Here is a 26,785-nt window from a genome sequence, read left to right as displayed (position 1 = left end):
CCCTCCTCCTATGGACGCTCCCCTGTACTCCCCCCGCACGGTCCGCGAACTGCTGGACCGCCATCAGCTGCGCCCCACCAAGAGCCTGGGGCAGAACTTTCTGATCGACGGCAACATTCTGCGTCTGATCGCCGAGGCCGGCGGCGCGGAGGCCGGCGTGAACGTGCTGGAGGTGGGGCCGGGCCTGGGCGTGCTGACCCGCGAGATGGCCCAGCGCGGCGCGCACGTCACGGCTTTGGAAAAAGACGAGCGGCTGCGCCCGGTGCTGGAGGAAACGCTGGCCGGGCTGGACGTGACGGTGGTGTGGGGCGACGCCCTGAATTACGACTACAGCGCGCTCCCGCCCGGCACCCGGGTGGTGGCCAACCTGCCGTACTACATCAGCACCGCGCTGCTGACCCGTTTCATGCGCGCGCCGGGCATCGTCTCGGCCACCGTGCTGGTGCAGCGTGAGGTGGCCGAGCGGCTCTCGGCGCAGCCGGGGCAGGACGGCTACGGCTACCTGTCGGCGCTGGTGAGCCTGCACGGCTCGGCCCGGCTGGTGCGCGACGTGCCGAAAGGCGCCTTCATTCCGGCCCCCGACGTGACCAGCAGCGTGGTGCGGCTGGACTTCAGCGGAGCGGTGCCGGAGCCGGGGCTGGTACAGCTGCTGGAGCAGGCGCTGCATCACCGCCGCAAAACGCTGCGCAACAACCTGCGGATGGCCGGGCTGGACCCCGAGCGGCTCGACCCCGCGCTGCAGGCGGCGGGTCTGAACGGCCAGGAGCGGGCCGAGGACGTGCCGCTGGCGCAGATGACCGCGCTCTACATGGCGCTCTCGGCTGGCCGTGTTAGCATGGAGCCCAAGCGATGAGCGCTCGGCAGCGTCGCCCGGCCCAGTCGGCCGGGGCCGGACAGTGGTTCCGGGACGCGCCGGACCCGGAGGGAAGACCTTGAAGTTTTTTGTGATCGGTGACGTGACCGTCGACCACCTGTACCATCTGGACCAGCTCCCCGCCCCTGGCGAGGAGGTGACGCCCATCAGCGCCAGCATGCAACCGGGCGGCGCGGGCGGCACCATCAGCGTGGCGCTGAGCCGCCTGGGCCATACGGTGCTGCTGGGCGCGCGGGTCGGCAACGATCCCTTTGCCGAGTACGCCCTGAGCAACGTGCGCGCCAGCGGCGTCAGCGAGAGCGCCGTGCAGCGTGACGACACGCTGCTGACCAGCACCATCACCCTGATGCAGACGCCCGACGGCAAGCGGGCCATGATCGGCTACGGCGCCGCCAATCGGCAGCTGGACCCGGCCAAGCTGAAGAAGAAGGACATCGACAGCTCCGACGCGCTGATCGTGAGCGCCTACAGCCTGATCTCCGGGCCGCAGCGCGAGTACACCCTCAAGGCGATGCAGCTGGCGCGCAAGGCCGGGGTGCCGATCTTCATGGACCTGGGTACCGGCGCGGTCAACTCGGCCGGCACCGGCCTGATGGACAGCGTGGTGGACGCTGACTACCTGCTGCTGAACCAGCACGAACTGCTGGCCCTGACCGGCACCAGCAGCATCAGCACCGCACTGGCCACCCTGGGCAGCCGGGGCGCGCGCCGGGTCGTGGTGAAGGTGGGGGCCATGGGCAGCATCGTCTGGACCCCGGAAGAGACCGACCTGATCGACTCGGTGCGGCTGGGCGACGAGGTGGTGGACAGCACCGGGGCCGGCGACATCTTCGTGGCGGTGCTGGCACACGCGGCGCTCAGCGGGGCCACGCTGGCCCAGGCGGCGCGCGCCGCCAACGCCGCCGGGGCGCTGTCGGCCACCAGCGTGGGCGCCCAGACCCGCCCCATCACCACCGCCGACCTGGACGCCGCGCTGCAGTAGCCCCTGCGGGAAGGCCTTGCCCGCGTGCCGCCTTCTTTTGCTACAATGCCGAGGTTGCATGGTTTCCGCCCCGCCTGGACGCAACATCGCCGGGCGCTGAGCGCAGGAAATCCGCATAAGGAGTGAGCACATGGAACTGAAGGCGACCCAGCGCAAGACCCAGGAGAAGCTGCAGGACGGGCTGATGCCCGCCGTGGCCTACAACAGCGAAGAGAACGTGTCGTTCGCCATCGAGCGCAAGGCCTTTGACCGCGCCTTCCGTCAGGCGGGCCGCACCGGCCTCTTCGACATCACCATCGAGGGCGGCAAGAGCTTCCCGGCGCTGGTCAAGAGCGTGCAGATGGACAAGCGCAAGCGCGAGGCCATCCACGTGGACTTCACCATCGTCCACTACGGCGAGCCGATTGAGGTGGCGGTGCCGATCCACACCACCGGCAAGGCCCAGGGCGAAGTGATGGGCGGCCTGGTGGACGTGGTGGTGCACAACCTGCAGATCATCGCCCCCGGCCCGCGCCGCATTCCGCAGGAGCTGACCGTGGACGTGACCCGCCTGAACATCGGCGACCACGTGACCGCCGGTCAGGTGCGGCTGCCGGAAGGCGTGAAGCTGGCCGCTGACCCGGAGCTGGTGCTGGTCAGCGTGCTGGCCCCGCGCCTCAGCGAGGACGAGGCTGCCGCCGAGACCCAGGCCGCCCAGGTGGCCGGCATGGTCGCCAGCGGCGAGCTGTCCGAGGACGCCGCCGAGGCGGTGCTGGAAGGCAGCGCCAGCCTGGAGCAGGTCCGCGAGGACGCCAACGCCGACGAGGCTGCGGAACCGACCCAGGAGTAAGCCAGACCAGAGCGGGGGCACCGGACATCCGGTGCCCCCGCTTTCGTTTAGCGGCCGCCCGCCTCCAGAAAGCGCTCCCGCCCGGTCAGGTCCGGATGCACGGTCACGCGCCAGCCCTGGGTGTCCAGCTCGGCGGCCAGCTGCTGCACGTTGCGCGGATCGAGTTCCAGCAGCAGCGTTCCGCCCGGCCGCAGGGCCGGGCGCGCCTGAAGGGCCAGCCGGCGGGCCAGCCCCAGCCCGTCCGGCCCGCTGTAGAGCGCCAACGCCGGGTCGTGGCCCACCTCCGGGTCAGCTGTCTGGCGGTCGGCCTCCGGCAGATACGGCGGGTTGCTGACGATCAGCTGGAACGGCCCCTGCAGGCCCTCCAGCAGGTCCGCCTGCACGAACGGCACCGCCAGTCCGGTCCGCTGGGCGTTCTCGCGGGCCAGCGCCAGCGCTTCCGGGCTCACGTCGCTGCCCAGCACCTGCAGGTCGGGACGCGCCTGCCGCAGCGCCAGGGCCAGCGCGCCGGTACCAGTGCCCACGTCCAGCACGCGGGCTGCCGGCCAGCCGGCCAGCCGGGCGAGCGCCAGCTGCAACAGCACCTCCGTTTCCGGGCGGGGAATCAACGCCGCCGGCGACACCTGCAGGGTCAGCCCGCCCCACTCCACCGTGCCGAGCAGGTGCTGCAACGGCTCGCGGGCCAGCCGGCGAACAGCCAGCCGCTCCACCTGCTGCTCCTCCTGCGGGGTCAGGTCCCGGCTCCCCTGCAGCACCAGAGCGCTCCAGTCCAGCTGCAACGCGTGCATCAGCAGGGCGCGGGCGTCGTGCTGCGGCGACGCGACGCCCGCCGCATCCAGCCGGCGGGCGAGGTCACGTTGCAGCTGCAGCAGCTGCACGGCCGCCGTCAGCCGCCCACCAGATCGGTGCGTGGCCGGATGATCAGGCGCCGGGCGCTGCCCTCCCCCACCGACTCGGTGCTGACCATCGGGTGTTCCTGCAGCGCCAGGTGAATCACCCGGCGGTCCGAGGGCGGCATCGGCTGCATCTCGTGCGACTCGCCGCTCTTGGCCACCTGCACCGCCAGCCGCTCGGCCAGCCGGGTCAGATTTTCTGCGTGGCGGTGCCGGAAGCCGCCGGCATCCACCCGCACCCGCAGCTCACTGTGGCCCTGACGGCTCAGCACCGCGTAGCACAGCACCTCGATGGCGCCCAGCGTGCGCCCGTCGCGGCCCGCCAGCCGGCTGGCCCGTTCGCCCTGAATCTCCGCCTGCACCACCATGCCGTCCTGGCTGACGTTCACCTGCAGCTCCGGGTCGATCCGCCCGACCAGCCCCTTCAGAAATCCGTCCAGCAGCGCCGCCGGGTCGGCGTCCGGCTCGCCCGCCACCAGCGGGACCGGCGACGCCGCCGGGTCCAGCAGGGGCGGCGGCGCGTCGTCATCGGCCTCGCTGATCCCCAGCCCGGCCAGGTAATCGTCCAGATTCTTCGGGTTGTCCATGTAAGACAGTTTACAGAAAAGCACCTGACAATCCTGTGTTGAGCCGCTCAACACGCGTCCATGACGGCCCGGACCGTATGCTGGGGCGCATGACTGCCGCCGTTCAGTTCGCCGTGTACCTCTGCCCGCCCGCCGATGACCCGTACTACCGGGCGGGCAGCGACCTGCTCGGCTATGACGTGCGGGCCCAGCAGGTCACCGCGCTGCCGGGCTTCCTGCGCCCGGAGTGGCAGCGCCAGGCGCGGCCCTACGGCCTGCACCTCACGCTGGTGGAAGCCTACAGCTGTGACGCCTCGGCCCTGGCGCAGATCGAGGCGGAGGTGCAGCTGATCATGGCCAGCCTGTCGCCCGGCGCCCGGCTGAGCCTGCACCGGGGCCGGGTGGAAGCCTGGGAGGACGGCGAGGTGCTGGTTCACCGCTACGACCCCTCGCCACACCTGCTGATGCTGCAGGCGGTGCTGACCGCCCGGCTGAGCCGGCACGCCACCCACTCGCCGTTTCAGGACGAGCTGGCCGAGCATCCGGACCGCTACCCGGCCCGCTGGGAACGGGCGCGGATGCAGCTGCTGCTGACCCCGCGCGGGCTAGACGACTGGCAGCCGCACTACACGCTGGTGCAGCCGTACGAGGGACCGGACGCGGCCGGGCTGGTGGAGCACCTGCGCGGGCTGATGGACGGCTTCGGGGAGCAGACGCACGACTCGGTGGCGCTGTTCGTCCGCCCGGATGCTGGGAGTGCGTGGCACATCCAGGCCGAGTACCGGATCGGGGGCGAGCGTGTGGGCGAAGCGGCCCGCGCTCAGGGGCCGATGCTCTAGACTGTGGGCCGATGAGCCACCTGTCAAGGACTTTGCCCCTCAAGCGTGCCGCGCACGTGTATCTCGTTCAGGACCAGCGGCTGCTGCTCGTGGCGGAGCGGATGGACGACGGCAGCATCTTCTACGGTCTGCCCGGCGGCAAGGCGGGCCCCGGCGAGAGCCTCGCCGACGCCGCGGTGCGGCAGGTGCAGGTGGAGACCGGCCTGACCGTGACCGACCTGAATTTCGTGTCGCTGCTGGAGGGCGAGATGCTGACCGGCACCCGCAACGAGTGCTACGCGATCTTCGGCCGCTTCACCGCCCACTTCCGGGGCGAGTTGAACCCCACCGACCCCGAGGTGGTGGGCACCCGCTGGGTGCCCTTCGACGAGGTGATGGCGCTGGTGCGCTACGGCCCGCCGCCGGAGGTGGAGGAGCGCAACCCGCTGATCTGGGTGCCGACCCGCGACTTTCTGAAGGGCGAGTCGCGCAGCTATTACCCGATCTGAAGCATCACACCACGGAAGCGTGGCACGCGCCGGCATAGAATGACCGACGTGATTGGAAAAACGTACACGACCATGCTCGGGGACCGCGAACTGACCCTCGAGACGGGCAAACTGGCCAAGCTGGTCAGCGGCTCGGTGACCCTGCGCTACGGCGACACGCTGCTGCTGGTGACGGCCCAGGCGCGCGAGGAGCTCAGCACCCTGGACTTCCTGCCGCTGACGGTGGAGTTCGAGGAGCGCCACTACGCGGTGGGCCGCATTCCCGGCAGCTTCCCCCGCCGGGAGGGCCGCCCCGGCGAGCGCGCCATTCTGTCGGCGCGCATCACCGACCGTCAGATCCGCCCGCTGTTTCCCAAGGGCTACCGGCACGAGACCCAGGTGATCATTACGGTGCTCAGCGCGGACGGCCAGAACCTGCCGGACGTGCTCGGCCCGATCGGCGCCAGCGCCGCGCTGAGCATCTCGGACATTCCCTGGAACGGCCCCACCGCCTGCGTGCGGGTGGGCCAGATCGGGGGCCAGTACGTGCTGAACCCCACCACCGAGCAGCTGGGCCAGAGCACCATGGACCTGGTGGTGGCCGGCACCCGCGACGCGATCCTGATGGTGGAGGCCGGCGCCCAGACCGTCTCGGAGGAGGCGCTGGTGGGCGCCATCGAGTTCGCGCACGCCGGGATGCAGGGCGTGCTGAGCCTGATCGAGACGATGCGGGCCGAGCTGGGCCACGACAAGTTCAACTTCCAGCAGGACAGCGACCTGTCGCTGGACCACGTGCCGGCCCTGACCGAGGCGGCCCGGGCCAGCGGCCTGCGCGACGCGCTGCTGACGCCCGGCAAGAAGGACCGGGGCGCGCGGCTCAAGGCGCTGCGTGAATCGCTGATCTCGGCGCAGGTGCCGAACCCCGAGGCGGACGGCGCCGCTGCGCTGACCGCGCAGCTCAAGGCGGCCTTTGGCAAGGTGGAGAAGGCCGAGCTGCGCCGCCTGATTCTGGAGGAGGACCTGCGCGCCGACGGCCGCAACACCCGCACGGTGCGGCCCATCTGGATCGAGGCCCGACCGCTGCCGCGCGCCCACGGCAGCGCCATCTTCACGCGCGGCGAGACGCAGGTGCTGGGCGTGGCCACGCTGGGCACCGAACGCGACGCCATCCTGATCGACGACCTGTCGGCGGACAAGGAAGACAAGTTCCTGCTGCACTACAACTTTCCGCCCTACAGCACCGGCGAGGTCAAGCGGGTGGGCGGGCAGTCGCGGCGCGAGATCGGGCACGGCAACCTCGCCAAGCGGGCCATCCGGACGGTGCTGCCCAGCTTCGAGGAGTTTCCCTACACCATCCGGCTGGTGGGTGAGGTGCTGGAGAGCAACGGCTCGTCCAGCATGGCCACCGTGTGTGCCGGCACCCTGGCACTGATGGACGCGGGCGTGCCGATCAAGGCGCCGGTGGCGGGCGTGGCGATGGGTCTGGTGATGGAAGAGGGACGCTACCGCATCCTGACCGACATCCTGGGGTCCGAGGACGCGCTGGGCGACATGGACTTCAAGGTCTGCGGCACGGCGGAAGGGGTGACGGCCCTGCAAATGGACATCAAGATCGGGGGCATCACGCCCGCCATCATGCGCGAGGCGCTGGCCCAGGCCAGAGACGCCCGGCTGCACATCCTGGGCAAGATGGCCGAGGTGCTGAGCGCGCCGAGGGCCGAGCTGGCTGCCACCGCGCCGCGCATCATCACGGTGAAGATCAACCCGGAGCTGATCGGGAAGGTGATCGGGCCGGGCGGCAAGCAGATCCGCGAGCTGGAAGCGATGGGCGCCAGCATCAACATCGACGAGGACGGCACGGTGCGGGTGTTCAGCGCCGACGGTGCGGCCGCCGAGGCGGTCCGGGCGCGCATCGAGTCGCTGACGCGCACGGCGGTGGCCGGCGAGGAGTTTGACGGCACGGTGGTCAAGACCACCCCCTTCGGGGCTTTCATCAACCTGTTCCCCGGGCAGGACGGCATGCTGCACATCTCGCAGATGAGCGAGGAGCGTGTGAACACCGTCGAGGACGTGATGAACGTGGGCGACAAGCTGCGCGTGAAGATCGCCGGCATCGACGACCGCGGCAAGATCGATCTGGTGCGGCCGGAGCTGGAAGGCAAGATCGCGCCGCGCGAGCCGAGGGCGCCCAGAGAGGGCGGCGAGCGGCGGGGTCCGCCGAGAAGGTAAGCGAGCAGGGAACCGGGCGGGAAAGGCTGAGAGGCTTTTCCCGCCTGTTGCGTAGATGGCGCCGGCGACATCTGGATGAGGGGTCCGCTGCTGAGGCACCGAGCAATCTGCTGCCCCGCGCTGGAAAGCTGTGCCGGTTGAGGGACGGGATATTACGCCCCTCGTCAGGCGGCCTGTGCGGCCCGCTCCCGCTCAGCCCTGCCGGACATCCATGGTGTGGCCCACGCCCAGCCCGTGCCGGTACACCAGCTGCCCGCCCATGAACGCGCCGGCAATGCTCAGCAGCAGCGCCGTGCCGGACAGCAGGCGGCCCAGCTTGCGGTGATGCTTGCGCCGGGCCAGCAGCGAGCCGATGTTCAGCAGAAAGGCGGTCTCGTTGGTGAGACCGTGCACCAGACCGTCGCGGCGGGCCGCGCCCCGGGTGTTACTCCAGTCGGTCCAGCCAGTCACGATGGTGGCGGTGGCGCCTACCGTGCCGAGCAGCAGCACCGTGTCGGCGGCCCGGTCGGCCTCGGCGTTGCCGAAGACGCCCATCAGGTCCAGCATGCCGGCGGTCATCCAGCCGCCCAGCGGCAGATGCACCAGCGCCGGATGCAGCGGGTGGCCGATCGGCACACCGTGCAGCAGGTCCAGCACGCGGTCCGGCAGCCGACCCTCCACCTGACGGAGCAACGGCTGAATCGTATCGGCGGCGGTCTCGATCCAGTCCTGATCCAGCGTGGCTTCCAGGGCGTCGGCGGCGGTTTCGGACTTGGACATGGGTCTCCCTTTGGCAGCAGCGGCTGCGTACCACTCACGCTACCCAGCCGCGCCGCTGTGGGGCATGAGCCGAGCCGGAACGCGCCTTTACCTGGGCGGCATCCACGCTACTCTGGGGCCATGCGCCCCACCTACCTCACTGTGGCCCGTCACCTGCAGAAGGGACGGGAGGCCGCCGTGCTGGGCGACCCGCGCCACGCGGTCGAGGAGTACGCCCAGGCGCTGGAGCTGCTGCGCGGCCTGCCCCCGGAACGGCCCCGGGACGTGCTGCTGGCCCACACCCACCTGGCGTACTACCAGACGCTGGCGCCGCACGGTGGCGATATCGCCCAGGAACACCTGCACCTGGGCATCAGCTACGCGCGCAGCACCCGCGACCCGCTGGCCCGCGCCATCGCCGAGGAGTGCCTGACCGGCCTGGACGTGGTGATGTAACACCCGCTCAGCCGGGCAGCACCACCAGCCGGCCCCGGTGCTGCAGCACCTCCACCTGCACCCCGTAGGCCGCGTGCAGGTGCTCCGGGGTCAGCACCTGCTCCGGCGGGCCGCTGGCCAGCACCTCGCCGTGGTGCAGCAGGTACAGCCGGTCGGCACGGGCCGCCAGCGAGAGGTCGTGCAGCACCGCCACCACGCCCAGCCCGCGCTCCACCTCCTGCCGCAGCGTGTGCAGCAGCTCCAGCCCGTAACTCAGGTCCAGGTGGTTGGTCGGCTCGTCCAGCAGCAGCAGCCGGGGCTCGGCGCACAGCGCGCGGGCCAGCGCCACACGCTGCCGCTCGCCGCCCGACAGCTGCCGCACCTCGCGCTCGGCGAACTGCAGCGTGTCGGTGCGGCGCAGCGCCTCCAGCACCGCCTGCTCGTCCTGCGGGGTGTCGGCGGCCAGTGGAACCAGCCCCCACAGCCACCCGCCGGCCCCGCGCCCCAGCGCCACCACGTCGCGCACCCGCGCCTGCTCCGGCAGCGGCTCGCCCTGCGCCAGATACGCCAGCTGCCGCGCCCGTTCCCGGCGCGGCGTGCGGGCCAGCGGGCGGCCGTCCAGCCACACCTCGCCGCGCTCCGTGAGTTCCAGGCCCAGCAGGGCGCGCATCAGGGTGCTCTTGCCGGCTCCGTTCGGCCCGATGATGGCGGTCAGCTGCCCCGCCTCGAAGCGGGCGTCCACACCCCGCACCGCCGGCCAGCTGCCGGCCCGCACGTGGAGCGCCCGCGCCTCCAGCACACTCATTCGATCTGCCCCTGGCGGCGCAGCAGGTACAGGAAGAAGGGACCGCCCAGCAGGGTGGTCACCACCCCCACCGGCAGCTCGGTGGGGCGGGTCAGGGTGCGGGCCAGCAGGTCGCTCAGCACCAGCAGGCCACCGCCGGCCAGCGCGCTGATCGGCAGCAGCACCCGGTAGTCGCTGCCCCACAGCCGGCGCACCAGATGCGGCGTCACCAGCCCCACGAACCCGATGATGCCCGCGTAGCTCACCGCGGCGGCAGTGGCGAGGCTGGCCGCCACGATCACCAGCAGCCGCAGCCGCTCCACCGGCAGGCCCAGGCTGCGGGCGGTCAGGTCACCCAGGCTCAGCACGTTCAGGGCGCGGCCCAGCAGCACCAGCAGGCCGCCGCCCAGCACGGCATACGGCAGCACCACCCGCACCTGCGCCCAGCCGCCGAACGCCAGGTTGCCCAGCGTGAAGGAATACACCTGCCGTAGCCGGTCCTCGCCGTGCAGCATCAGGTAGGTGCCGATGGCGGTCATGATGCTGCCCACCACCACCCCGCTCAGGATCAGCCGGGCCGGTGGAAAGCGGCGCCCCGAACGGGCCAGCGCCAGCGCCAGCGCCACGCTCAGCATCGCGCCCACCAGGGCGGCCACCGGGGTTACGGCCGCCGGCCAGTCGAGCACCAGGCTCACGGTGGCGCCCAGCGCGGCGCCGCTCGCCACCCCCATCAGGTACGGGTCGGCCAGCGGGTTGCGGAACACGCCCTGGAACGCCCCGCCGCACACCGACAGGCAGGCACCCACCAGCAGCCCCAGCGCCACGCGCGGCAGCCGCAGTTGCCACACGATCACCTCGCTGCCGCTGAGCGCCTGCCCGCTCAGGCCGTGCCCGAAGGCCCGCAGCGTCTCGGGCAGGGAAATGCTGACGCTGCCCAGCCCCACCGCCAGCAGCACCGAACACACCACCGCCAGCAGCAGCAGCGCGGTCCGCCCTGGTCGCCAGCGCACCGGCCGGCTCAGCGCCGCCTGCCCGGACCGTTCCAGGGCCGACATGCTTACCGGAACAGTTCCGGGTGCACCAGCCGCGCCAGACCCGCCAGCGCCTGCGGCAACCGGGGCCCGGGGCGGCCCAGAATGGTTTCCAGCTCGGCCGGCAGCTTCAGCACCCGCCCGGACTTCACGGCGGCGATGCCGGCCCAGCCGGGGCGGGCCTTGGCGGTGGCGAGGTCCAGGCCCAGGATCAGCTGCGGGCTCTTCTGCACCACCAGCTCCGGGCTGATCTTGGGAAAGTCGCCCAGGCTGGCCGGAATGATGTTCACGGCCCCGGCCTTGCTGAGCAGCACCCCAATAAAGCTGTTCGGCCCCACCGTGTAGGGCGTCGGGTCAACTTCGTAGTAGGCGGTGGGCTTGCGAACGGCGGCGCGGGTCAGCACCTCGGTGCGGGCGATGTCGCGGCGCATCTGGATCACCAGGTTCTTGGCCTGCGTCTCGCGGTTCACGATGCGGCCCAGCAGCTGCGTCTTGCTGAACACGTCGTCGAACGTCTCGGGGTTGACCGCCACCACCGTGATGCCGGCGGCCGTGAGCGGCTCCGCCAGCTTGCCGTACTTGCTCACCACCACCAGGTCCGGCTTCTGGGCCACCATCGCCTCGATGTTCGGGTTGTACAGGCCGCCCACCTTGGGCAGCTTGGTGACCTGGGCCGGGAAATCCGAGTAGTCGTCCACGCCCACTAGCCGGTCGCAGACACCCAGGGCGCAGAGCGTTTCGGTGTTGCTGGGCAGCACCGAGATCAGGCGCTTCGGTTCTGATTGGATGGTGACCTTGCGGCCCAGGTCGTCGGTGAGGGTCAGCGGGTAGGTGGTGGCCAGCGCGCTGGAGGCGCCGAGCAGGGCAGGCAGCAGGAACGGCAGCAATTTCATGGAAGTCTCCTTCCCCAGCGCAAAAAAATCGCCCGCATGGGGGCGAAAGTGAACACCAGCAGGGCGCTGGGCGTTCCCCTTTTCGCGAGGGGTGTAGCCGGGCGCGGCACTCTGCAGCGGCCCAACGGAGGAGAGTCTTCGGACTGGCAGCCTGAGGGCCGCTTCACCGTTGCGCGACAGTGCCGGATTCTCACCGGTCTTTCCTCTCGCTCCGTCAGGGGGATGATGGCACGTTTGGAGGGTGGTTGTCAGCGGGCGGTGCTGGAGCGTTCCTGAAGGGGTTCCAGCGGGATGTTCAGGTGGTGACTGAGCATCTGCCGCGCCACCGTGTGCAGGCTGCGCGGGTCGTAGTCGCCGCGTTCCAGTGCGTCCAGCACCGCCGGGCTCACCTGCATGTGCCGGGCCAGTTCCGCCGGGTGGATGCCCAGCAGGCGGCGGCGCTCCCGGACCGTCCGGGCGGCCCGCGCAAACGGATGCTCAGGGTTCATGCCCCATCTTGGCGGCTGGCGCAGCGCCACACTGGGCCGCGTCTCGCGTTTGCCGTCCGGGAAGGCCCGGGACCGGGACCGTATACTCGCCGCATGGACGTGCTGTCACTCTACAAGCAGGCCGGAGCCTTCCACGAGGGCCATTTTCTGCTGGCCTCCGGCCGCCACTCGCCGATGTTCCTGCAGTCCACCACGCTGCTGCAGCACCCTACCCTGATGCAGCAGATCGGGGCGGCGCTGGCCGAGCGGGTGCAGGCGGCGGGCCTGACCCCGGATTTCATCATCGGGCCGGCGATGGGCGGCGTCGTGCTGGCCTACGAGGTGGCGCGCAACCTGACCTCCACCCTGCCGGACATCCGGGCCATCTTTGCCGAGAAGGACGGGCAGGGCGGCATGAAGATCCGCGAGGCCTTCACGGTGCAGCCGGGCCAGACGTTCGTGGCGGTCGAGGACGTGCTGACCACCGGCGGCAGCGTGCTGAAGGCGGTGCGGGCCACCGAGGCGCACGGCGCCCGCTGCCTGGGCATCGCCGTCATCATTGACCGGCGGGCCGACACGGGGCCGCTGCAGGGCTACCCGCTGCTCAGCCTGGAGCAGCTGTATTTCGAGACGTACCCACCGGACGAGGTGCCGGAGTGGCTGGCGGCCCGCCCGCTGCAGGAGATCTGAGCAGCCGGAGGAACCGGCAGATAGACGCTGCCTTTACGCCAGCGCCCGGTACCCGGCCAGCGTCAGGAAGTCGGCCAGCGGCTCCTGGGTGGCCACCTCCCGGAACAGCTCGGCGGCGCGGGCGTGCGCGTCCCGGCCCAGCTGTTCCAGTTCCTCGTCCAGCAGGCGGTCCACCAGCGCGCGGTCCACGGTGCGGCCGTCGTCCAGCTGGACGTGGTGGTGCAGCCACTGCCACACCTGCGCCCGCGAGATCTCGGCGGTGGCGGCGTCCTCCATCAGGTTGTGGATCGGGACCGCGCCGCGCCCCTCCAGCCACGCCTTGAGGTACTGCAGCGCCACGTTGATGTTCAGGCGCAGACCCGCCTCGGTGATCTCGCCCTGCGGCACGCCCAGCAGGTCGGCGGCGGTGACGTGCAGGTCCGCCTGCTTGCCGGACTGAATCTGATTCGGCTCGGGCATCAGCCGGTCGAACACCTCCAGCGCCACCGGCACCAGCGCCGGGTGCGCCACCCAGGTGCCGTCGTGCCCGTTCCCGGCCTCGCGCTCCTTGTCGCGCCGCACCGCCTCGAAGGCCCGCTCGTTGGCCGCCTCGTCGTTCTTGACCGGAATGAAGGCGCTCATGCCCCCGATGGCGTGCGCGCCGCGCCGGTGGCAGGTCTGCACTGCCAGCCGGCTGTAGCTGTCCATCATGTGGGTGCTCATGGTCACCAGCGCCCGGTTCGGCAGCACGAAGGCCGGGTCGGCGCGGAACTTCTTGATGACGCTGAAGATGTAATCCCAGCGTCCGCAGTTCAGGCCCGCCGAGTGCTCGCGCAGCTCGTACAGGATCTCGTCCATCTCGAAGGCCGCCAGGATCGTCTCGATCAGGACGGTGGCGCGCAGGGTGCCGCGCGGCACCCCCAGGTGGTCCTCGGTGAACGAGAACACGTCGTTCCACAGCCGCGCCTCCAGGTGCGACTCCAGCTTCGGCAGGTAGAAGTAGGTGCCCTTGCCCTGCTGCAGCCGCTCGTGGACGTTGTGGAAGGCGTACAGCCCGAAGTCGAAGAGGCTGCCGCTCATCGGCTCGCCGTCCACCGTGACGTGCTTCTCCGGGAGGTGCCAGCCACGGGGCCGCACCAGCAGGGTCGCCACCTCGCTGTTCAGGCGGTAGCTCTTGCCGCCCTGCTCCAGCGCCACGGTGCCCAGGTTGGCGTCTCTCAGGTTCAGCTGACCGTCCAGGTTGTTCTCCCAGGTGGGCGTGCTGGCGTCCTCAAAGTCCGCCATGAACACCTTCGCGCCGCTGTTGAGGGCATTGATGACCATCTTGCGGTCCACCGGCCCGGTGATCTCCACCCGGCGGTCGGTCAGGTCCGGCATCGGCGGGGCCACCTGCCACTCGGCGGCGCGGATGTGGGCCGTCTCCGGCAGAAAGTCCGGCCGCTCCCCCGACGTCCAGCCGGGCCTGCCGCTCGTCACGCGCCCGCAGCAGCTCCTGCCGGCGGGCATCGAAGCGGCGGTGCAGCTCGGCCAGGAAACTGACGGCCTCCACCGTCAGCACCTCGGCGTGTTGCGGCTGAACGGGCGACGGGTGCCGGAGGCCAGCGGGCGCGGTGGTCATGCGGCCAGGGTACGGGGCAGTTGACGGGTTTGTCAATTTGCAGCAATAATTTTTTATATAATGGAAATTCCAGATCCGGCGGCAGATGATACGCTCCAGGCACCTTGAGCAGCTCACCCCCGATTGATCCGCAGATCCTGGCGCTTGCCACCCACCTGCACCGCGAGCTGAGGCCCGCCTGGACGCAGCTTCAGCGGCCCCAGCCGTGGCCGCTGGAGGAAGCGGCCACCCCGCCCGCAGACGGCTGGACCGCGGCGAGCTGGCCCGCCTCGCTGCAGGGCCGCCGCTGCGAGCTGATCGTGGAGGCCAGCGACGGGGCCGCCATCGAGGCCGGGCTACACAGCGGCGCCGACGCGGTGGTGCTGGACCTGGACGACGTGTTCTCGCCGCGGCACGGCAACCTGGAGCGGGCCTACCGGCACTTCCAGCAGGTCGCCGCCCGGCCGTTTCCACTCCTGACCCGGGTGCGCCCGCTGGCCCACCAGGAGCGCCGGGTGCTGCTGGACGGCGCACCTGCCATTGCCGGCCTGCTGGACCTGGCCGCCTGGGCGTGGTGTTTCCGCGAGCGCGAGACGGTGCTGTACCTGCCGAAGCTGGACACGCTGCCGGAAGCGGCGCTGTGGCGGGACGCGCTGCAGCTCACCGAGCGCTGGCTGGGCCGGCCGGCCCACAGCTTGCGGGTCTGCCTGCAGATCGAGACGCTGCCGGGGCTGCTGCAGGCGGGCGCGCTGCTGCACACGCTGCGCGACTACGCTTACGGCCTGAATGCCGGCCGCTGGGACTACGTGTTCAGCTGCGTCAAGCACCGCCCTGAGTGGCCGTTCCCGGAGCGGGCCCGGCTGGGCATGGACCAGCCATCCATGCAGGCCTATGCCCGCCAGATCGTGGCGGTCTGCCGCCAGTATGGAGCCGAGCCGGTGGGCGGCACGGCGGCGGTGGCCCCCGACCCGCACGACCCAGGCCCGGCCCTGGCCGCCGTGCTGGCCGACAAGCAGCGCGAGGCGCGTCAGGGCTACACCTCGGCCTGGGCGGGTCTGCCGGAGCTGGTGGGGAGCGTGCAGGCCGGCTTTCAGGGGGTCCAGGTCCATCCGGAGCTGTCCTCACCCACCCGGGACGAACTGCTGGACATTCCCGCCGCCACCTCCCTCCCTGACGAGGCCGCCCAGGACGCCATCGGCGTGGCGCTGGCAGTGTTCGCGGCGTGGCTGGACGGGCGCGGGTACGTGGCGCGGCTGGGCCGGATTGAGGACACCGCCACCGCCGAGCTGAGCCGCGCCCTGCTGTGGAACTGGGTGCGGCACGGGCTGCTGACGGAGGCACGCTACCTGCAGCTGCGCCGCACCCAGGCCGACGACGAGATGCCGGCTGCCCGCCTGCTGGACCGGCTGGTGCTGAACGAGGCGTGTGCCCCCTACTTTCCGGAAGTGGCCGAGGCGATGGTTCCGGAGGCACCGGACGGGACCTCGCCGCTCTAGGATGACCGGCATGGCCCCACCCGACTTTGACCGGCTCACCCAGGACCTGCTGCGCCGCATCGATGAGCTGTGCCTGCTCACCGAGGTCCCCGGCACCATCACGCGCACCTTTCTGAGCGAGACCGCCCGCCAGATGCACGCGGCCCTGAGCGGCTGGGCCGCCGACCTGGGCCTGAGCGCTCAGGTGGACGAGGCCGGCAACTGGCGCGCGCGGCTGCCGGCCGCCGGGCCGGACGCCCCCACCTTCTACATCGGCTCACACCTGGACACCGTTCCGGACGGCGGAAAGTACGACGGTCTGCTGGGCGTGGCGCTGGGGCTGGCGCTGGCCGGGGCAGTGCGGGCGTCGGGTCAGGCGCTCCCCTATCACCTGGAGGTGCTGGGCTTCAGCGAGGAGGAGGGCGTGCGCTTCGCGGTGCCGTTCATCGGCAGCCTGAGCTTCATCGGGGAGGTGGAGCCGCTGCTCGCCCGCACCGACGCGCAGGGCGTGACGGTGAGCGAAGCGATGCAGCACTTCGGCCTGGACCCCGAGCAGCTGGCGCAGGCCGCGCCACAGACCCCGGCCCTGGGCTACCTGGAGTTCCACATCGAACAGGGACCGGTGCTGGAGGCCGCCGGGCAGCCGCTCGGCATCGTGAGCGCGCTGGTGGGCCAGCATCGGCTGGGCCTCACGCTGACCGGGCGGGCCAACCACGCCGGCACCACCCCGATGCACCTGCGCCATGACGCGATGAGCGCCGCCGCCGAGTTCATCCTGGCGGCCGAACAGCTGGCGCTCGCCACCCCCGGGCTGGTGGCGACGGTCGGCCGCCTGACTGCCCAGCCGGGCGCGGTGAACGTGATCGCCGGGCAGGTGGAGCTGACCCTGGACCTGCGCCACGCCGACGACCGGCTGCGGGCCGAACGCCTGGAGTCCCTGCTGGAACAGCTGCAGCAGCTCGCGCAGAGACGCGGCGTGCAGGCCCAGGTGCAGGTGCTGGCCGAGATTGAGGCGGTTCCGCTGGACGAGCGGCTGCGCCACACCCTCCAGGCGGCCGCCCGGACGCTGGGCCTGGACGCGCCGGAGCTGGTCAGCGGCGCGGGCCACGACGCGATGATTCTGAGCCGCCGGATGCCCAGCAGCATGGTCTTTCTGCGGACGCCCGGCGGCGTCAGCCATCACCCGGCCGAGGCGGTGGCGCCCGCCGACGTGACGGCCGCCCTGCAGCTCGGCTGGCACGCCCTTCATACCCTCACCCAGGAGCACCCATGAAACACCTCGGCGTCACCCGCAGCCGGCATCAGCCGGACCACGCGCTCTTTACCCCCGACACCTTCGTCCGCACGCGCCTGCCCGGCTGGGGCGAGGCGGCCATCATTCTGCACATCTCGCCGGTGATCGGGCACGGGGCACGCTTTACTCAGTTCTCGGCCGAACTGCCGGCCGGCGCGGCCGTGCAGCCACCGCCCGCGGGCCTGCAGCGCTTCGTGTTCGTGCTGGAGGGTCAGCTGGAAGTGGCGGCCGGCGACGAGCGCCGCACCCTGAGCGAGTACGACTACGTGTTCCTGCCGGCCGGCCAGGCGCACACCTTGATAGCGCAGGGGGCGGTCCGGATCAGCGTCTTTGAGAAGCGCTACGAGTCGCAGCCGGGCCAGGACGCGCCGCCCGTGGTGTGGGGCAACGAGCGCACGGCCCCGGGGACGCCGTTCGAGGGCGACGACCACCTGATTGCGCGCAAGCTGCTGCCGGACGAGCTGGGCTTCGACTTCATGGTCTCCACCATGAGCTTCGCGCCAGGGGCCAGCCTGCCCTACACCGAGATTCATTACATGGAACACGGCCTGCTGCTGCTGGAAGGCGAGGGGCTCTACAAACTGAACGAGAGCTACTACCCGATCACGGCCGGCGACGTGATCTGGATGGGCGCCCACTGCCCGCAGTGGTACGCCGCCCTGGGCCGCACCTGGAGCAAGTACCTGCTCTACAAGGACATGAACCGCCACCCAGATCAGCCGTAAGCACGTGGGAGAGCTGGCCATCCTGCAGCTGCTGGCCGTGTCGGTCCACCCGAACCCGGAGCGGGAGCGGCGACGCAGCAGCTGTACCGGACAGTCCACGGCCTGGTTGATCGGTCAGAGCAGGCAGGAAATTATCCCGGAGCCCGGTTAAGCTGAACCGCAGCGTCAGCGGAGCACGGGCCTTACGGGTCTGAAGGTCTACACAGATTGCAGGGCTGGAGGTGCGTACTGCCGCTGCAACCTGCGTGCCGTGGAGGACAGGAACCCAGCGCCAGACACCTCCGCCGGTTCAGGCGCAAACAGGTCCGGCAGCCCTGCGTCAGCCCAGCGGCTCCCGCTGGTACGCCTCCACGAAGCGCCGTAGCACGCCCAGGCCCACCTGCAGGCTATCCCCCTGCACCCATTCGTCCTCCCGGTGGGCGTTGCCACCTCGGTACACACCCAACGCCAGCGCCGGCAGCCCGTGTGGCACGGCGGCGTTGGCGTCGGTGCTGCTGGCGGCGGTCCGCAGCTCCACCCCGGACGGCTGGGCTGCCTGCCGGGCCAGCGCCAGCAGCGGACCGGAGTTCAGGTCGCCGCCAGGCCGGTCGCCCACCGGGATCAGCGTCACCATCACGCCGGCCTGCCGCGCCGCGCCCTCGATGGCGTGGCGGGCACGGGTGTCCAGGGTGCTCAGGTGCTGGGCGTCTAGCGAGCGCAGGTCAAGCAGCAGTTCGGCGCTCGACGCGATGCTGTTGACACTGGTGCCGCCCGACGCCAGCCCCACGTTCAGGGTGGTGCGCGGGCTGTGCGGCAACGTCAGGCTGTAGAGCGCCGTGATGGCCAGGCCCAGCGCGTGCAGGGCACTCGGCCCCTGGTCGCCCCAGGAGTGACCGCCCGGCCCATTGAAGCTGACCCGGTAGCGCCGCACGCCGACTGCGCGCGTGACGGCCACCCCCAGGTAGCCGTCCACCGCCACGAAGGCGGCCAGATCCTGGGCATGCTGCTGGAGCAGGTACTTGGCCCCGCGCAGGTCGCCCAAGCCCTCCTCACCCACGTTGGCGGCCACCCACAGCGGTCGGCGCAGCGTGCTGACGTCGAGTCCCGCCAGCAGCTCGGTCACGATGGCGAGGCTGGCGCTGTTGTCGCCCACCCCCGGCCCCACCAGCCGCCCGCCGCGCTCGCTGCGGACGCTGACGTCGGTGCCGGTAGCGAACACGGTGTCCAGGTGCGCTGCCAGCAGCAGGGCCTTGCCGTGCGTCGGCCCCAGCCGGGCCAGCACGTTGCCCGCTCCGTCCAGCTCCACTCGGTGACCGAACCCGCGCCACAGATCGGCGACCAGCAGCGCCCGCTCCCCCTCCTGGAAGGTGGGAGCGGGCGTCTGGGCAATGCGGGTCAGGTAATCGAGCGGCACGGGAGCCAGTCTAGCGCCGGAAATCTCGAGGGGTCCACGGACGCGGGAGCGGAAGTGTGGCCGGACCGGGCCACCGGGGCGAACGTTCCGGAAGGAATGGCCGAACTCAGCGGCGCAGCAGCTGGCTGCCGATCATGCCAGCCAGGCCCACCAGGCCAGCCTTCACCAGCGGGCTGCTGAGCGCCCCGCCCTGCGAGAACACGGCTTCCAGTGGGCTGCGGCCGTCCTGGGCCGGCGCCTGGGCGCTGCGGGTGTACGCGTCGGCCAGCGAGGCCGGATCGTTGTGGTTCACCTGATTCACCGGGCTGTAGGGGCTGTTGACCATCGCGCTGCCCACCTGCTCACGCTGATCCGGGCTCATCTGCGAGAAGTAGCCGTGCATCAGCTGCTCGCGCTCCTGCGGCGAGGCGTTCTGCAGGTACTGCTGCACGTACGCGGCGGCCTCCTGCGGGCTGACCTGTCCGTCGCCGTCGAGATCGCGGGCATCGGCCATACGCTGGTGCAGATCGTTGCTTCCAAACATGTCAAACCTCCTGGAGTGAACTGGGACTTGTTGAACGGGTCCATCATGGCAGGGGTGCCTTCAGAGCCTGATGAGGGCATGGCCTGAAGGTCTTCAGCTCCGTGCGCTGCGCTGCACAATGGGCCATTTGCCTACAGCGCGGCCGGCCTCAGGCGACTACGATGGAGGCACGATGCGTTCTCTGGTGCTGATAGGTCATGGGTCCCACCTCAATCCCGAGTCGGCGGCGGCCGTGTACCGCTACGCCGAGCTCCTCCGTTCCCGGCACCTGTTCGATGAGGTGGTGGAAGGCTACTGGAAGGAGGAGCCCAGCCTGCGTCAGGTGCTGAGGACCTGCGCCTACACCGACGTGACGGTGATTCCGATGTTCATTTCGGAGGGCTACTTCACTGAAACGGTGATTCCGCGCGAGCTGGGCCTGGGCCACCAGGGGCCGGTGCCGCGCGAGGGCGTGGCGCGCACCATCGGCGGGCGTACCCTGCGCTACACGCTGCCGTACGGGGTGCATCCGCGCATGAGCGAGGTCATCCTGGAGCGCGCCCGCGAGGTGCTGCCGGACGCGAGCGGCGAGGACACCGCGCTGGTGGTGATCGGGCACGGCACCACCCGCAACGAGAACAGCAACAAGGTGGTGTACCAGAACGCCGAGCTGATCCGGCAGCAGGGCCTGTTTGCGGAGGTGCATGCCCTCTTCCTGGACGAGGAACCGAAGGCGGCCGACTGGCGCGAGCGGGTGCAGGCGCGCCGGGTGGTGATGGTGCCGTTCTTCGCCTCGGAGGGCTGGCACACCCTGGAGACCATCCCCGAGGACCTGGAGCTGCGCGGCGAGGTCACACACTTCAGCGATCCTGCCCAGACCGTCTACTACGCCCGCCCGGTCGGCACCCACCCGGCGGTGGCCGACGTGATTGTGCAGCTGGCCGAGGAGGCCCGGGGCGCCAGCGAGCGCGGCGGCGACCGCGACCCGGAACACCGCGCCGCCTGGGAGGCGTTCCTGCGCCGCGCCGACCTGGGGCTGCGGATGGGCGAGATCCTGATTGCGCCGCACGGCAGCCTCTTTGAGGTGAGGCACGCCCTGGACGAGGGCCGGGCCAGCGAGACGCTCACCACGCTCGTAACGCCGGAAGGCCTGCGCGAACACACCCGCCTCTCGGAAACCGGGGAGCACCGGCCGGTCCATACCCTGCGCAACCTGCGGCGCGGCTGGCGGGCCGTGCTGAACCGCACTGACCTGATCCGCGCGGTCCACATCCTGTACCCGGCGGTGGTGGAGGAAAGCCACGCCTGCAGCGGCCACACCCTGCGTTCCACCCCTTGGGCCACCACGGCCCGTCGCCAGACCGGCATCTACGCGAAGGTGCAGCGCGCCACGCCGGCCCAGGTGGAGACGGTGGCCAGGGACGTGTGCGGCGCGTGCCTCAAGACCCGGGTGTGGGCCGGGCACCGGCTGAACCAGACCTTCATGGACGGCGTGCCGGGCGCCATCCCGTGCGCCGAGGCCTGCACTTTCCTGATCGCGGAGGTGCGCGAGGAGGTCAGCGGCAAGCGGGGCCAGAAGGCGGCGGCCCACGACTGAGCCGGCCCGGCGCTCCACTATGCTGAGCCGTGATGACTGAGACGACGCCGCCCCTGGTCGGGGTGCTGATGGGCAGCCGCAGCGATTTCGAGACGATGCAGGGGGCACTCACCCTGCTGGCCGAACTGGAGGTGCCCTACGAGGTGCGGGTGCTGTCAGCGCACCGCACGCCGCAGCTGCTGAGCCAGTACGGGGCGCGGGCCGAGCGGCTGGGCCTGCGGGCCATCATTGCCGGGGCGGGCGGGGCCGCCCACCTGCCGGGCATGCTGGCGGCCTTCACGCGGGTGCCGGTGCTGGGCGTGCCGGTGCAGAGCCGCGCGCTGAGCGGCCAGGACAGCCTGCTGAGCATGGTGCAGATGCCGGCCGGGGTGCCGGTGGCCACCTTTGCCATCGGGGTGGCCGGCGCGAAGAACGCGGCACTGTTCGCCGCCTCGCTGCTGGCCACCACCGACGCGGCGGCCCGTGAGCGGTACGAGCGCTTCCGGGCCCGCCAGACCCAGGCGGTGCTGGACGACCCGCACTTCGAGGGGCATCCGGCGGCGGGGACCGAATGAAGGCCCGGACGCTGGGCATCCTGGGCGGCGGGCAGCTGGCGCAGATGATCGCGGCGGCGGCGCTGCCGCTGGGCATCCGCACGGTGGTGCTGGAACCGGACCCGCAGGCGCCCGCCCGCTGGAACGCCGAACAGCTGCCCCTCCCCTACACCGACCCTGCCGGCCTGGAGCGTCTGGCCGCCTGCGACGCGGTCACGCTGGAGTTCGAGAACGTGCCGACCGAGGCCACCGAAGCGCTGGAGGGCCGCGTGCCGCTGCGCCCCTCACCGGCGGTGCTGCACCGCAGCAAGCACCGCGCCCGTGAGAAGGCGGCGCTGGTGCAGGCCGGCGCCTCGGTGGCGCCCTACCGGGTGATTGAGCAGGCCGAGGACCTGCCCGGCGCGCTCTCGGCGGTGGGCGGGCAGGGCCTCCTCAAGACCTCGGAACTCGGGTACGACGGCAAGGGCCAGCAGACCGTCACGGACGAGGCGGGCCTGCGGGCCGCGTGGGAGCGGCTGGAGCGGGTCCCGTGCGTGCTGGAGGGCCTGGTGCCGTTCGTGCGCGAGGTCAGCCTGGGGGTGGCGCGCGGACCGGGCGGTGAACTGGCGTACGGGCCGCTGGTCGAGAACCTGCACCGGGGCGGCATCCTGCGCCGCAGCGTGTATCCGGCGGCCAGCCCGGACGCCACCGCCCAGGCGGCCCGCCGCATCGCCCGGCAGGTGGTGGAGGGCTGGGACGTGACGGGCCTGATCACGCTGGAGTTCTTTGAGCTGGAAAGTGGTGAACTGCTGGTCAACGAGGTGGCGCCGCGCGTCCACAACAGCGGCCACCTGACCCAGGACGGCGGCGGCCTGACCCAGTTCGAGGTGGCCGCCCGCGCCGCGCTGGGCCTGCCGCTGCGCGACTTTGAGCCGCTGCTGCCCTGCGCCATGGTGAACCTGCTCGGCTGGCCGGACGGCGAGGAACCGGACCTGGAAGCGCTGCTGCACCTGCCGGGCGTGCATCTGCACCTGTACCACAAGCAGAACCGGGTGGGCCGCAAGCTCGGCCACGTGAACGTGGTGGGCCACAGCCGGGAGGAAGTGCTGGCCCGCGCCGCCGAGGTGGAACAGCTGATCGGGCGGCCGTAGGGCCCCTCCGTCTCTCTTCGGGTTCATCTGCACTCGCTAGACTGGCCGGGTGAAACGACCTGCCCTGTTGCTCCTGCTGACCCTCTCGCTGGCCGCCTGCAAGAAGGACACGGCCGCGACCACCACCGACACCACCGAGGCGGCCGCCAGCACGCCCGCAGCGGCGAGCACCCCGGCCGCCACCGCCAGCACGCCCGCCGTGACCACCGCCGGGGCCATTCCCAGCGGCTACACGCTGGTGCCGTTCCTGAGCAGCACGCCGGTCCACACCTTCAAGAGCGAGCCGGCCAACACCCTCAAGGACGGCACCGACTACTACGCGCTGATCGACACCAACCGGGGCCAGATCCTGGCCGACCTGTACGAGGACCAGACGCCCGTCACGGTCAACAACTTCGTGACGCTGGCGCGCAACCACTACTTCGACGGCATCCTGTTCCACCGGGTCATCGAGGGCTTCATGGCCCAGACCGGCGACCCCAAGACGCTGGACGCCAGCCAGAAGGCCAGCTGGGGCACCGGCGGGCCTGGCTACAGCTTTCCGGACGAGATCCGCCAGAGTTTGACCTTCGACCAGTCGGGCGACCTGGCGATGGCCAACAGCGGCCCCGACACCAACGGCTCGCAGTTCTTCATCACCATGGCGCCCGCCACCTTCCTGAACGGCAAGTACAACCTGTTCGGCAAGGTGGTGCAGGGTGACGACGTGCTGGGCAAGCTGACCCGCACCGCCGACGCCAGCAGCGGCGCCGAGACGCCCATCGAGGGCGCGGTGCCGGACAAGATCATCAGCGTCCGGATCCTGACCAAGAACAAGTAGCGCCGGGGCTTGCCCCGCAGCACACGCCTCTCACCCGCAACATCCTTCAGAATGGAGCCTATGGATACCTACATCCCCGACGGCTACACCCTGACCCCCGACCTGAGCGCCGAGCGCAAGACCAGCTTCAGCGCCGCCCCCGAACTCGGCGACGGTATCGAGCCGGGCAAGCAGTACCGGGCGATCTTCGAGACCAGCAAAGGCCGCCTGGTGATGGACCTGGACGCCGAAGAGGTGCCCACCACCGTCAACAGCTTCGTGTACCTGCTGCGCCACCACTACTACGACGGTATCGTGTTCCACCGCGTGATTGACGGCTTTATGGCCCAGACCGGCGACCCCACCGGCACCGGCACCGGCGGCCCCGGCTACAAGTTCGGTGACGAGCAGACCACCCAGCGCCACAAGGGCAAGGGCGTGCTGAGCATGGCCAACGCCGGCCCCAACACCAACGGCTCGCAGATCTTCATCACCTTCACCGACACGCCGCACCTGGACGGCCGTCACACCGTCTTCGGGCGCGTGGTGGAGGGCCTGGACGTGCTGGACCGCATCACCCGCATCCAGCCGGGTTATCCCGGCACCCCGGACCGCATTGAGCGGGCCTACGTGGTCGAGAAGTAAGTCAACACTCCAGGCACAGACAGGCGGGGCCGCTCAAGGTGAGCGGCCCCGCCTGTGTGCTGCCCGGTGCTCTTACTTCACCAGGCCCAGCTCACGCACCGCGTCGCGCTCCTCGGTGAGTTCCTGGGCAGTGGCGTCCATGCGGCTGCGGCTGAAGTCGCTGATCTCCAGCCCCTGCACGATGCGGTACTGGCCGCCCTCCACCGTGACCGGGAAGCCGTAGATCAGGCCCTCCGGCACGCCGTAGCTGCCGTCCGAGGGAATGCCCATGCTGACCCAGCTGCCCTCCGGCGTGCCGAGCGCCCAGTCGCGCATGTGGTCAATGGCCGCACTCGCGGCACTCGCGGCGCTGCTGGCCCCGCGCGCCTCGATGATGGCCGCGCCGCGCTTGGCCACGGTCGGGATGAACTCCTGCTCGTACCAGCTCTGGTCCACCAGCGACAGGGCCGGCTGGCCGTCCACCGTGGTCTGCGACAGGTCCGGGTACTGGGTGGACGAGTGGTTGCCCCAGATGGTCATGCGCTGGATGCTGCTGACCGGCTTGCCGGTCTTGGCGCTCAGCTGCGACAGGGCGCGGTTGTGATCCAGACGCACCATCGCGGTGAACTGCTCCGGGCGCAGGTCCGGGGCGTTCTGCTGGGCGATCAGGGCGTTGGTGTTGGCCGGGTTGCCCACCACCAGCACTTTCACGTCACGGCTGGCCACGGCGTTGATCGCCTCGCCCTGCGGCTTGAAGATGCCGCCGTTGGCGGAGAGCAGGTCGCCGCGCTCCATGCCGGCCTTGCGCGGCATGGCGCCCACCAGCAGCGCGTAGTCGGCGTCCTTGAAGGCCACCATCGGATCGTCGGTGGTCACGATGCCGGCCAGCAGCGGGAAGGCGCAGTCCTGCAGCTCCATCACCACGCCGTTCAGCGCCTTGAGGGCGGGCGTGACTTCCAGCAGCTGCAGAATCACCGGCTGGTCCGGGCCGAGCATCGCGCCCGAGGCGATGCGGAAGAGCAGGCTGTAACCGATCTGGCCGGCAGCGCCGGTCACGGCGACACGTACGGGGTTGTTCATGGGAGCCTCCTTTTTTTCGCCCCATGCTACCCCAGCGCCGCACGGACGCCAGCGTTACCGGAACGGGGACGGCTACAGGTGACCTTTAAAGAACGTGACCGAGCGCTGCAGCGCGGTGCTCAGGTTGCGGCTGAGGTTGTGATTGTCGCCCGGGTAGACGTAGGCGGTGTAGGGCTTGCCGGCGGCCTTCAGCCCCCGTTCCAGCGCTTGGTGGAAGGTGGGCGGCACCTCCACGTCGGCGGTGCCCTGGTGCAGCTGCAGGGGGGCTTTCAGGTCCTTCAGGTAGCTGTTGGGACTGACCGCCTGCCAGAAGGTGGGGTTCTGGGCGGCGGTCCCGTACTTCTCGATCAGCTGCGCCCCCCTCCGCTTGGCATTGGGCGGAATGTACTCGGCGCCGGGGCCGCGCTTCCAGGCGGTCTGCAGCAGGTTGTAGGGGGCCACCACACCGGCCCAGATCACCCCGGCCTTGAACCAGTCCGGTTCCACCACCATGGCCCGCAACGACAGCGAGCCACCCATGCTGTGGCCCCAGAGGCCCAGCCGACTCGCGTTCACGCGCTGATCCTTGCGCAGGCTGGCCGCCGCGTTCAGCACGTCCACCGTGTACCCGGGGTCGTAGTAGCCGCCCACCGCCTCGCCCTGGCTGCTGCCGTGGCCCCGGTAGTCGCTCTTCAGCGTCACATAGCCGGCTCGGGCAAAGGCGTCCTGATAGGCCACATAGCGTTCGGTGGTGCGGTACTCCTCCGGCGGAATGTACCCGTGGTTGAACACGATGGCCGGCCAGCCGCCCTTCGGTGGCGTGCCGTTCGGCACGGTCAGCAGCGCGTTGATCCGCAGCCCGTCCGAGAGGTACGACACCACGTAGCGCTTGTAATTGCTGCCGGCCTTCAGCGTCTGACGCACCGTCAGGGCGCTGCCCGGGTAGCTGCGCTTGCGCATGTTCACGATGCTCAGCGGGCTGGCGCTGGCATCCGGGAACTGGCGGGACGCCGGGGCTGCAGCCTGCACCGGACCCAGAAGAGACGACACGAGCAGTGCAGCCGGCAGCACAGGGTGGAAACGCATACGTCCAGCGTGGCGGCTCTCCATGAGGAGGACCGGGCGGGTCGGCTGAATGTCGTGAGGACAACGGCGCCAGCACGCCGGCAAGCGTAAGCGGGCCAACAGTCAAGGCAACAAATCGGGACCGCCCCGAAGAGCGGTCCCGAGTCTGGTGCTGGAGATGGGACTTGAACCCACACGCCTCGCGGCGCTAGCACCTCAAGCTAGTGCGTCTACCAATTCCGCCACCCCAGCACGTGGTAGAAATGCCGTTCCGAAGGGAGGGCTTCAAAAGTGTA

The 26,785-nt window shown here is 70.6% G+C and carries 27 protein-coding genes, 1 tRNA gene and 1 pseudogene; 16 read left to right on the top strand and 13 right to left on the bottom strand.

Annotated features, from left to right (window positions below; all coding sequences use genetic code 11):
* Positions 1-10: 10 nt before the first annotated feature.
* From rsmA to ABOD76_RS12465, 3 genes are all read left to right on the top strand, one after another.
* Entirely contained in the window at positions 11-853 is an 843-nt protein-coding gene (gene rsmA, locus ABOD76_RS12475) for a 16S rRNA (adenine(1518)-N(6)/adenine(1519)-N(6))-dimethyltransferase RsmA (RefSeq protein WP_350245181.1), read from the top strand.
* A 79-nt stretch (positions 854-932) separates the two neighbouring features.
* Entirely contained in the window at positions 933-1,856 is a 924-nt protein-coding gene (locus tag ABOD76_RS12470) for a carbohydrate kinase family protein (protein ID WP_350245180.1), read from the top strand.
* Positions 1,857-1,986: 130 nt separating this feature from the next.
* Positions 1,987-2,685: a 50S ribosomal protein L25/general stress protein Ctc gene (locus ABOD76_RS12465; protein WP_350245179.1), complete on the top strand. Its 699-nt coding sequence runs from the start codon at positions 1,987-1,989 to the stop codon at positions 2,683-2,685.
* Positions 2,686-2,732: 47 nt separating this feature from the next.
* Here the strand turns inward: ABOD76_RS12465 and prmC are convergent, their stop codons facing one another.
* Both prmC and ABOD76_RS12455 read right to left on the bottom strand, forming a co-directional pair.
* Positions 2,733-3,563 carry a peptide chain release factor N(5)-glutamine methyltransferase gene (gene prmC / locus ABOD76_RS12460; RefSeq protein WP_350245177.1) on the bottom strand — a complete coding sequence of 277 codons (831 nt, stop codon included), beginning with the start codon at positions 3,561-3,563 and terminating at the stop codon, positions 2,733-2,735.
* Between the two features lie 8 nt (positions 3,564-3,571).
* Positions 3,572-4,165, bottom strand: coding sequence for a protein jag (locus tag ABOD76_RS12455; RefSeq protein WP_350245175.1), 594 nt, complete (start codon positions 4,163-4,165; stop codon positions 3,572-3,574).
* A gap of 89 nt (positions 4,166-4,254) precedes the next feature.
* On the opposite strand from ABOD76_RS12455, the gene ABOD76_RS12450 reads away from it, so the two are divergent.
* Genes ABOD76_RS12450 through pnp form a run of 3 tightly spaced genes read left to right on the top strand, consistent with a single transcriptional unit; the run spans position 4,255 to position 7,679 of the window.
* Complete coding sequence (locus ABOD76_RS12450; RefSeq protein WP_350245174.1) at positions 4,255-4,983, top strand: hypothetical protein; 729 nt, start codon at positions 4,255-4,257, stop codon at positions 4,981-4,983.
* 11 nt (positions 4,984-4,994) lie between these two features.
* Complete coding sequence (locus ABOD76_RS12445; protein ID WP_350245173.1) at positions 4,995-5,471, top strand: NUDIX hydrolase; 477 nt, start codon at positions 4,995-4,997, stop codon at positions 5,469-5,471.
* Positions 5,472-5,519: 48 nt separating this feature from the next.
* Entirely contained in the window at positions 5,520-7,679 is a 2,160-nt protein-coding gene (pnp, locus tag ABOD76_RS12440; protein ID WP_350245172.1) for a polyribonucleotide nucleotidyltransferase, read from the top strand.
* A 192-nt stretch (positions 7,680-7,871) separates the two neighbouring features.
* On the opposite strand, the gene ABOD76_RS12435 is transcribed toward pnp, so the two are convergent.
* On the bottom strand, positions 7,872-8,438 hold the full coding sequence (locus tag ABOD76_RS12435; RefSeq protein WP_350245171.1) for a DUF2231 domain-containing protein: 567 nt from the start codon (positions 8,436-8,438) through the stop codon (positions 7,872-7,874).
* A gap of 120 nt (positions 8,439-8,558) precedes the next feature.
* On the opposite strand from ABOD76_RS12435, the gene ABOD76_RS12430 reads away from it, so the two are divergent.
* Positions 8,559-8,873 (top strand): hypothetical protein, encoded by a 315-nt coding sequence (locus tag ABOD76_RS12430; protein ID WP_350245170.1) that lies wholly within the window; start codon positions 8,559-8,561, stop codon positions 8,871-8,873.
* Between the two features lie 7 nt (positions 8,874-8,880).
* Here ABOD76_RS12430 and ABOD76_RS12425 read toward each other — a convergent pair whose 3' ends face one another.
* From ABOD76_RS12425 to ABOD76_RS12410, 4 genes are all read right to left on the bottom strand, one after another.
* Entirely contained in the window at positions 8,881-9,657 is a 777-nt protein-coding gene (locus ABOD76_RS12425; protein WP_350245169.1) for an ABC transporter ATP-binding protein, read from the bottom strand.
* Positions 9,654-10,691 (bottom strand): FecCD family ABC transporter permease, encoded by a 1,038-nt coding sequence (locus ABOD76_RS12420; protein ID WP_350245168.1) that lies wholly within the window; start codon positions 10,689-10,691, stop codon positions 9,654-9,656. The genes ABOD76_RS12425 and ABOD76_RS12420 overlap by 4 nt, the downstream gene beginning before the upstream one ends.
* Before the next feature lie 2 nt (positions 10,692-10,693).
* Positions 10,694-11,560 (bottom strand): ABC transporter substrate-binding protein, encoded by an 867-nt coding sequence (locus tag ABOD76_RS12415; protein ID WP_350245167.1) that lies wholly within the window; start codon positions 11,558-11,560, stop codon positions 10,694-10,696.
* Between the two features lie 248 nt (positions 11,561-11,808).
* Positions 11,809-12,048, bottom strand: a complete 240-nt coding sequence (locus ABOD76_RS12410) for a helix-turn-helix domain-containing protein (RefSeq protein ID WP_350245166.1) — start codon at positions 12,046-12,048, stop codon at positions 11,809-11,811.
* A gap of 93 nt (positions 12,049-12,141) precedes the next feature.
* Here ABOD76_RS12410 and pyrE point away from each other — a divergent pair, with 93 nt between their 5' ends.
* Positions 12,142-12,717, top strand: coding sequence for an orotate phosphoribosyltransferase (pyrE, locus tag ABOD76_RS12405; protein WP_350245164.1), 576 nt, complete (start codon positions 12,142-12,144; stop codon positions 12,715-12,717).
* A gap of 33 nt (positions 12,718-12,750) precedes the next feature.
* Here pyrE and aceB read toward each other — a convergent pair.
* Positions 12,751-14,314: pseudogene (aceB, locus tag ABOD76_RS12400) on the bottom strand (malate synthase A).
* A 104-nt stretch (positions 14,315-14,418) separates the two neighbouring features.
* Here aceB and ABOD76_RS12395 point away from each other — a divergent pair.
* From ABOD76_RS12395 to allE, 3 genes are read left to right on the top strand one after another with little or no spacing between them, the layout of a single operon-like run.
* Positions 14,419-15,789 (top strand): malate synthase A, encoded by a 1,371-nt coding sequence (locus tag ABOD76_RS12395; protein WP_350245163.1) that lies wholly within the window; start codon positions 14,419-14,421, stop codon positions 15,787-15,789.
* Between the two features lie 10 nt (positions 15,790-15,799).
* Complete coding sequence (locus ABOD76_RS12390; RefSeq protein ID WP_350245162.1) at positions 15,800-17,041, top strand: allantoate amidohydrolase; 1,242 nt, start codon at positions 15,800-15,802, stop codon at positions 17,039-17,041.
* Positions 17,038-17,787: a (S)-ureidoglycine aminohydrolase gene (allE, locus tag ABOD76_RS12385; protein WP_350245161.1), complete on the top strand. Its 750-nt coding sequence runs from the start codon at positions 17,038-17,040 to the stop codon at positions 17,785-17,787. Before ABOD76_RS12390 ends, allE begins: the two co-directional genes overlap by 4 nt.
* Positions 17,788-18,106: 319 nt before the next feature.
* Here the strand turns inward: allE and ABOD76_RS12380 are convergent, their stop codons facing one another.
* Together ABOD76_RS12380 and ABOD76_RS12375 are read right to left on the bottom strand one after the other, a co-directional pair.
* Positions 18,107-19,180, bottom strand: a complete 1,074-nt coding sequence (locus ABOD76_RS12380; protein ID WP_350245160.1) for a M20/M25/M40 family metallo-hydrolase — start codon at positions 19,178-19,180, stop codon at positions 18,107-18,109.
* Positions 19,181-19,286: 106 nt separating this feature from the next.
* Positions 19,287-19,703 carry a hypothetical protein gene (locus ABOD76_RS12375; RefSeq protein ID WP_350245159.1) on the bottom strand — a complete coding sequence of 139 codons (417 nt, stop codon included), beginning with the start codon at positions 19,701-19,703 and terminating at the stop codon, positions 19,287-19,289.
* A 172-nt stretch (positions 19,704-19,875) separates the two neighbouring features.
* Here ABOD76_RS12375 and ABOD76_RS12370 point away from each other — a divergent pair, with 172 nt between their 5' ends.
* The 5 genes from ABOD76_RS12370 to ABOD76_RS12350 are packed head-to-tail and all read left to right on the top strand — an operon-like array spanning position 19,876 to position 24,386.
* Complete coding sequence (locus ABOD76_RS12370; RefSeq protein WP_350245158.1) at positions 19,876-21,279, top strand: DR2241 family protein; 1,404 nt, start codon at positions 19,876-19,878, stop codon at positions 21,277-21,279.
* Positions 21,280-21,311: 32 nt separating this feature from the next.
* Positions 21,312-21,833 carry a 5-(carboxyamino)imidazole ribonucleotide mutase gene (gene purE, locus ABOD76_RS12365; protein ID WP_350245157.1) on the top strand — a complete coding sequence of 174 codons (522 nt, stop codon included), beginning with the start codon at positions 21,312-21,314 and terminating at the stop codon, positions 21,831-21,833.
* A complete protein-coding gene (gene purK / locus ABOD76_RS12360; protein WP_350245156.1) occupies positions 21,830-22,942 on the top strand; it encodes a 5-(carboxyamino)imidazole ribonucleotide synthase in 1,113 nt (370 codons plus the stop codon). Before purE ends, purK begins: the two co-directional genes overlap by 4 nt.
* Positions 22,943-22,991: 49 nt before the next feature.
* Positions 22,992-23,762 carry a peptidylprolyl isomerase gene (locus ABOD76_RS12355; RefSeq protein ID WP_350245155.1) on the top strand — a complete coding sequence of 257 codons (771 nt, stop codon included), beginning with the start codon at positions 22,992-22,994 and terminating at the stop codon, positions 23,760-23,762.
* Between the two features lie 51 nt (positions 23,763-23,813).
* Complete coding sequence (locus ABOD76_RS12350; RefSeq protein WP_350245154.1) at positions 23,814-24,386, top strand: peptidylprolyl isomerase; 573 nt, start codon at positions 23,814-23,816, stop codon at positions 24,384-24,386.
* Positions 24,387-24,458: 72 nt separating this feature from the next.
* Here the strand turns inward: ABOD76_RS12350 and ABOD76_RS12345 are convergent, their stop codons facing one another.
* The 3 genes from ABOD76_RS12345 to ABOD76_RS12335 all read right to left on the bottom strand — a co-directional run bounded on the left by ABOD76_RS12345 (position 24,459) and on the right by ABOD76_RS12335 (position 26,741).
* Positions 24,459-25,445, bottom strand: a complete 987-nt coding sequence (locus ABOD76_RS12345; RefSeq protein ID WP_350245153.1) for a malate dehydrogenase — start codon at positions 25,443-25,445, stop codon at positions 24,459-24,461.
* Positions 25,446-25,517: 72 nt separating this feature from the next.
* Positions 25,518-26,510, bottom strand: a complete 993-nt coding sequence (locus ABOD76_RS12340; protein WP_350245152.1) for an alpha/beta hydrolase family protein — start codon at positions 26,508-26,510, stop codon at positions 25,518-25,520.
* A 146-nt stretch (positions 26,511-26,656) separates the two neighbouring features.
* Positions 26,657-26,741 (bottom strand) — tRNA-Leu (locus ABOD76_RS12335).
* Positions 26,742-26,785: the final 44 nt, after the last annotated feature.

Origin of the sequence: Deinococcus sonorensis KR-87, from assembly GCF_040256395.1 — a bacterium.
Lineage (GTDB): Bacteria > Deinococcota > Deinococci > Deinococcales > Deinococcaceae > Deinococcus > Deinococcus sonorensis.
This window is presented reverse-complemented; position numbering and strand designations above follow the sequence as displayed.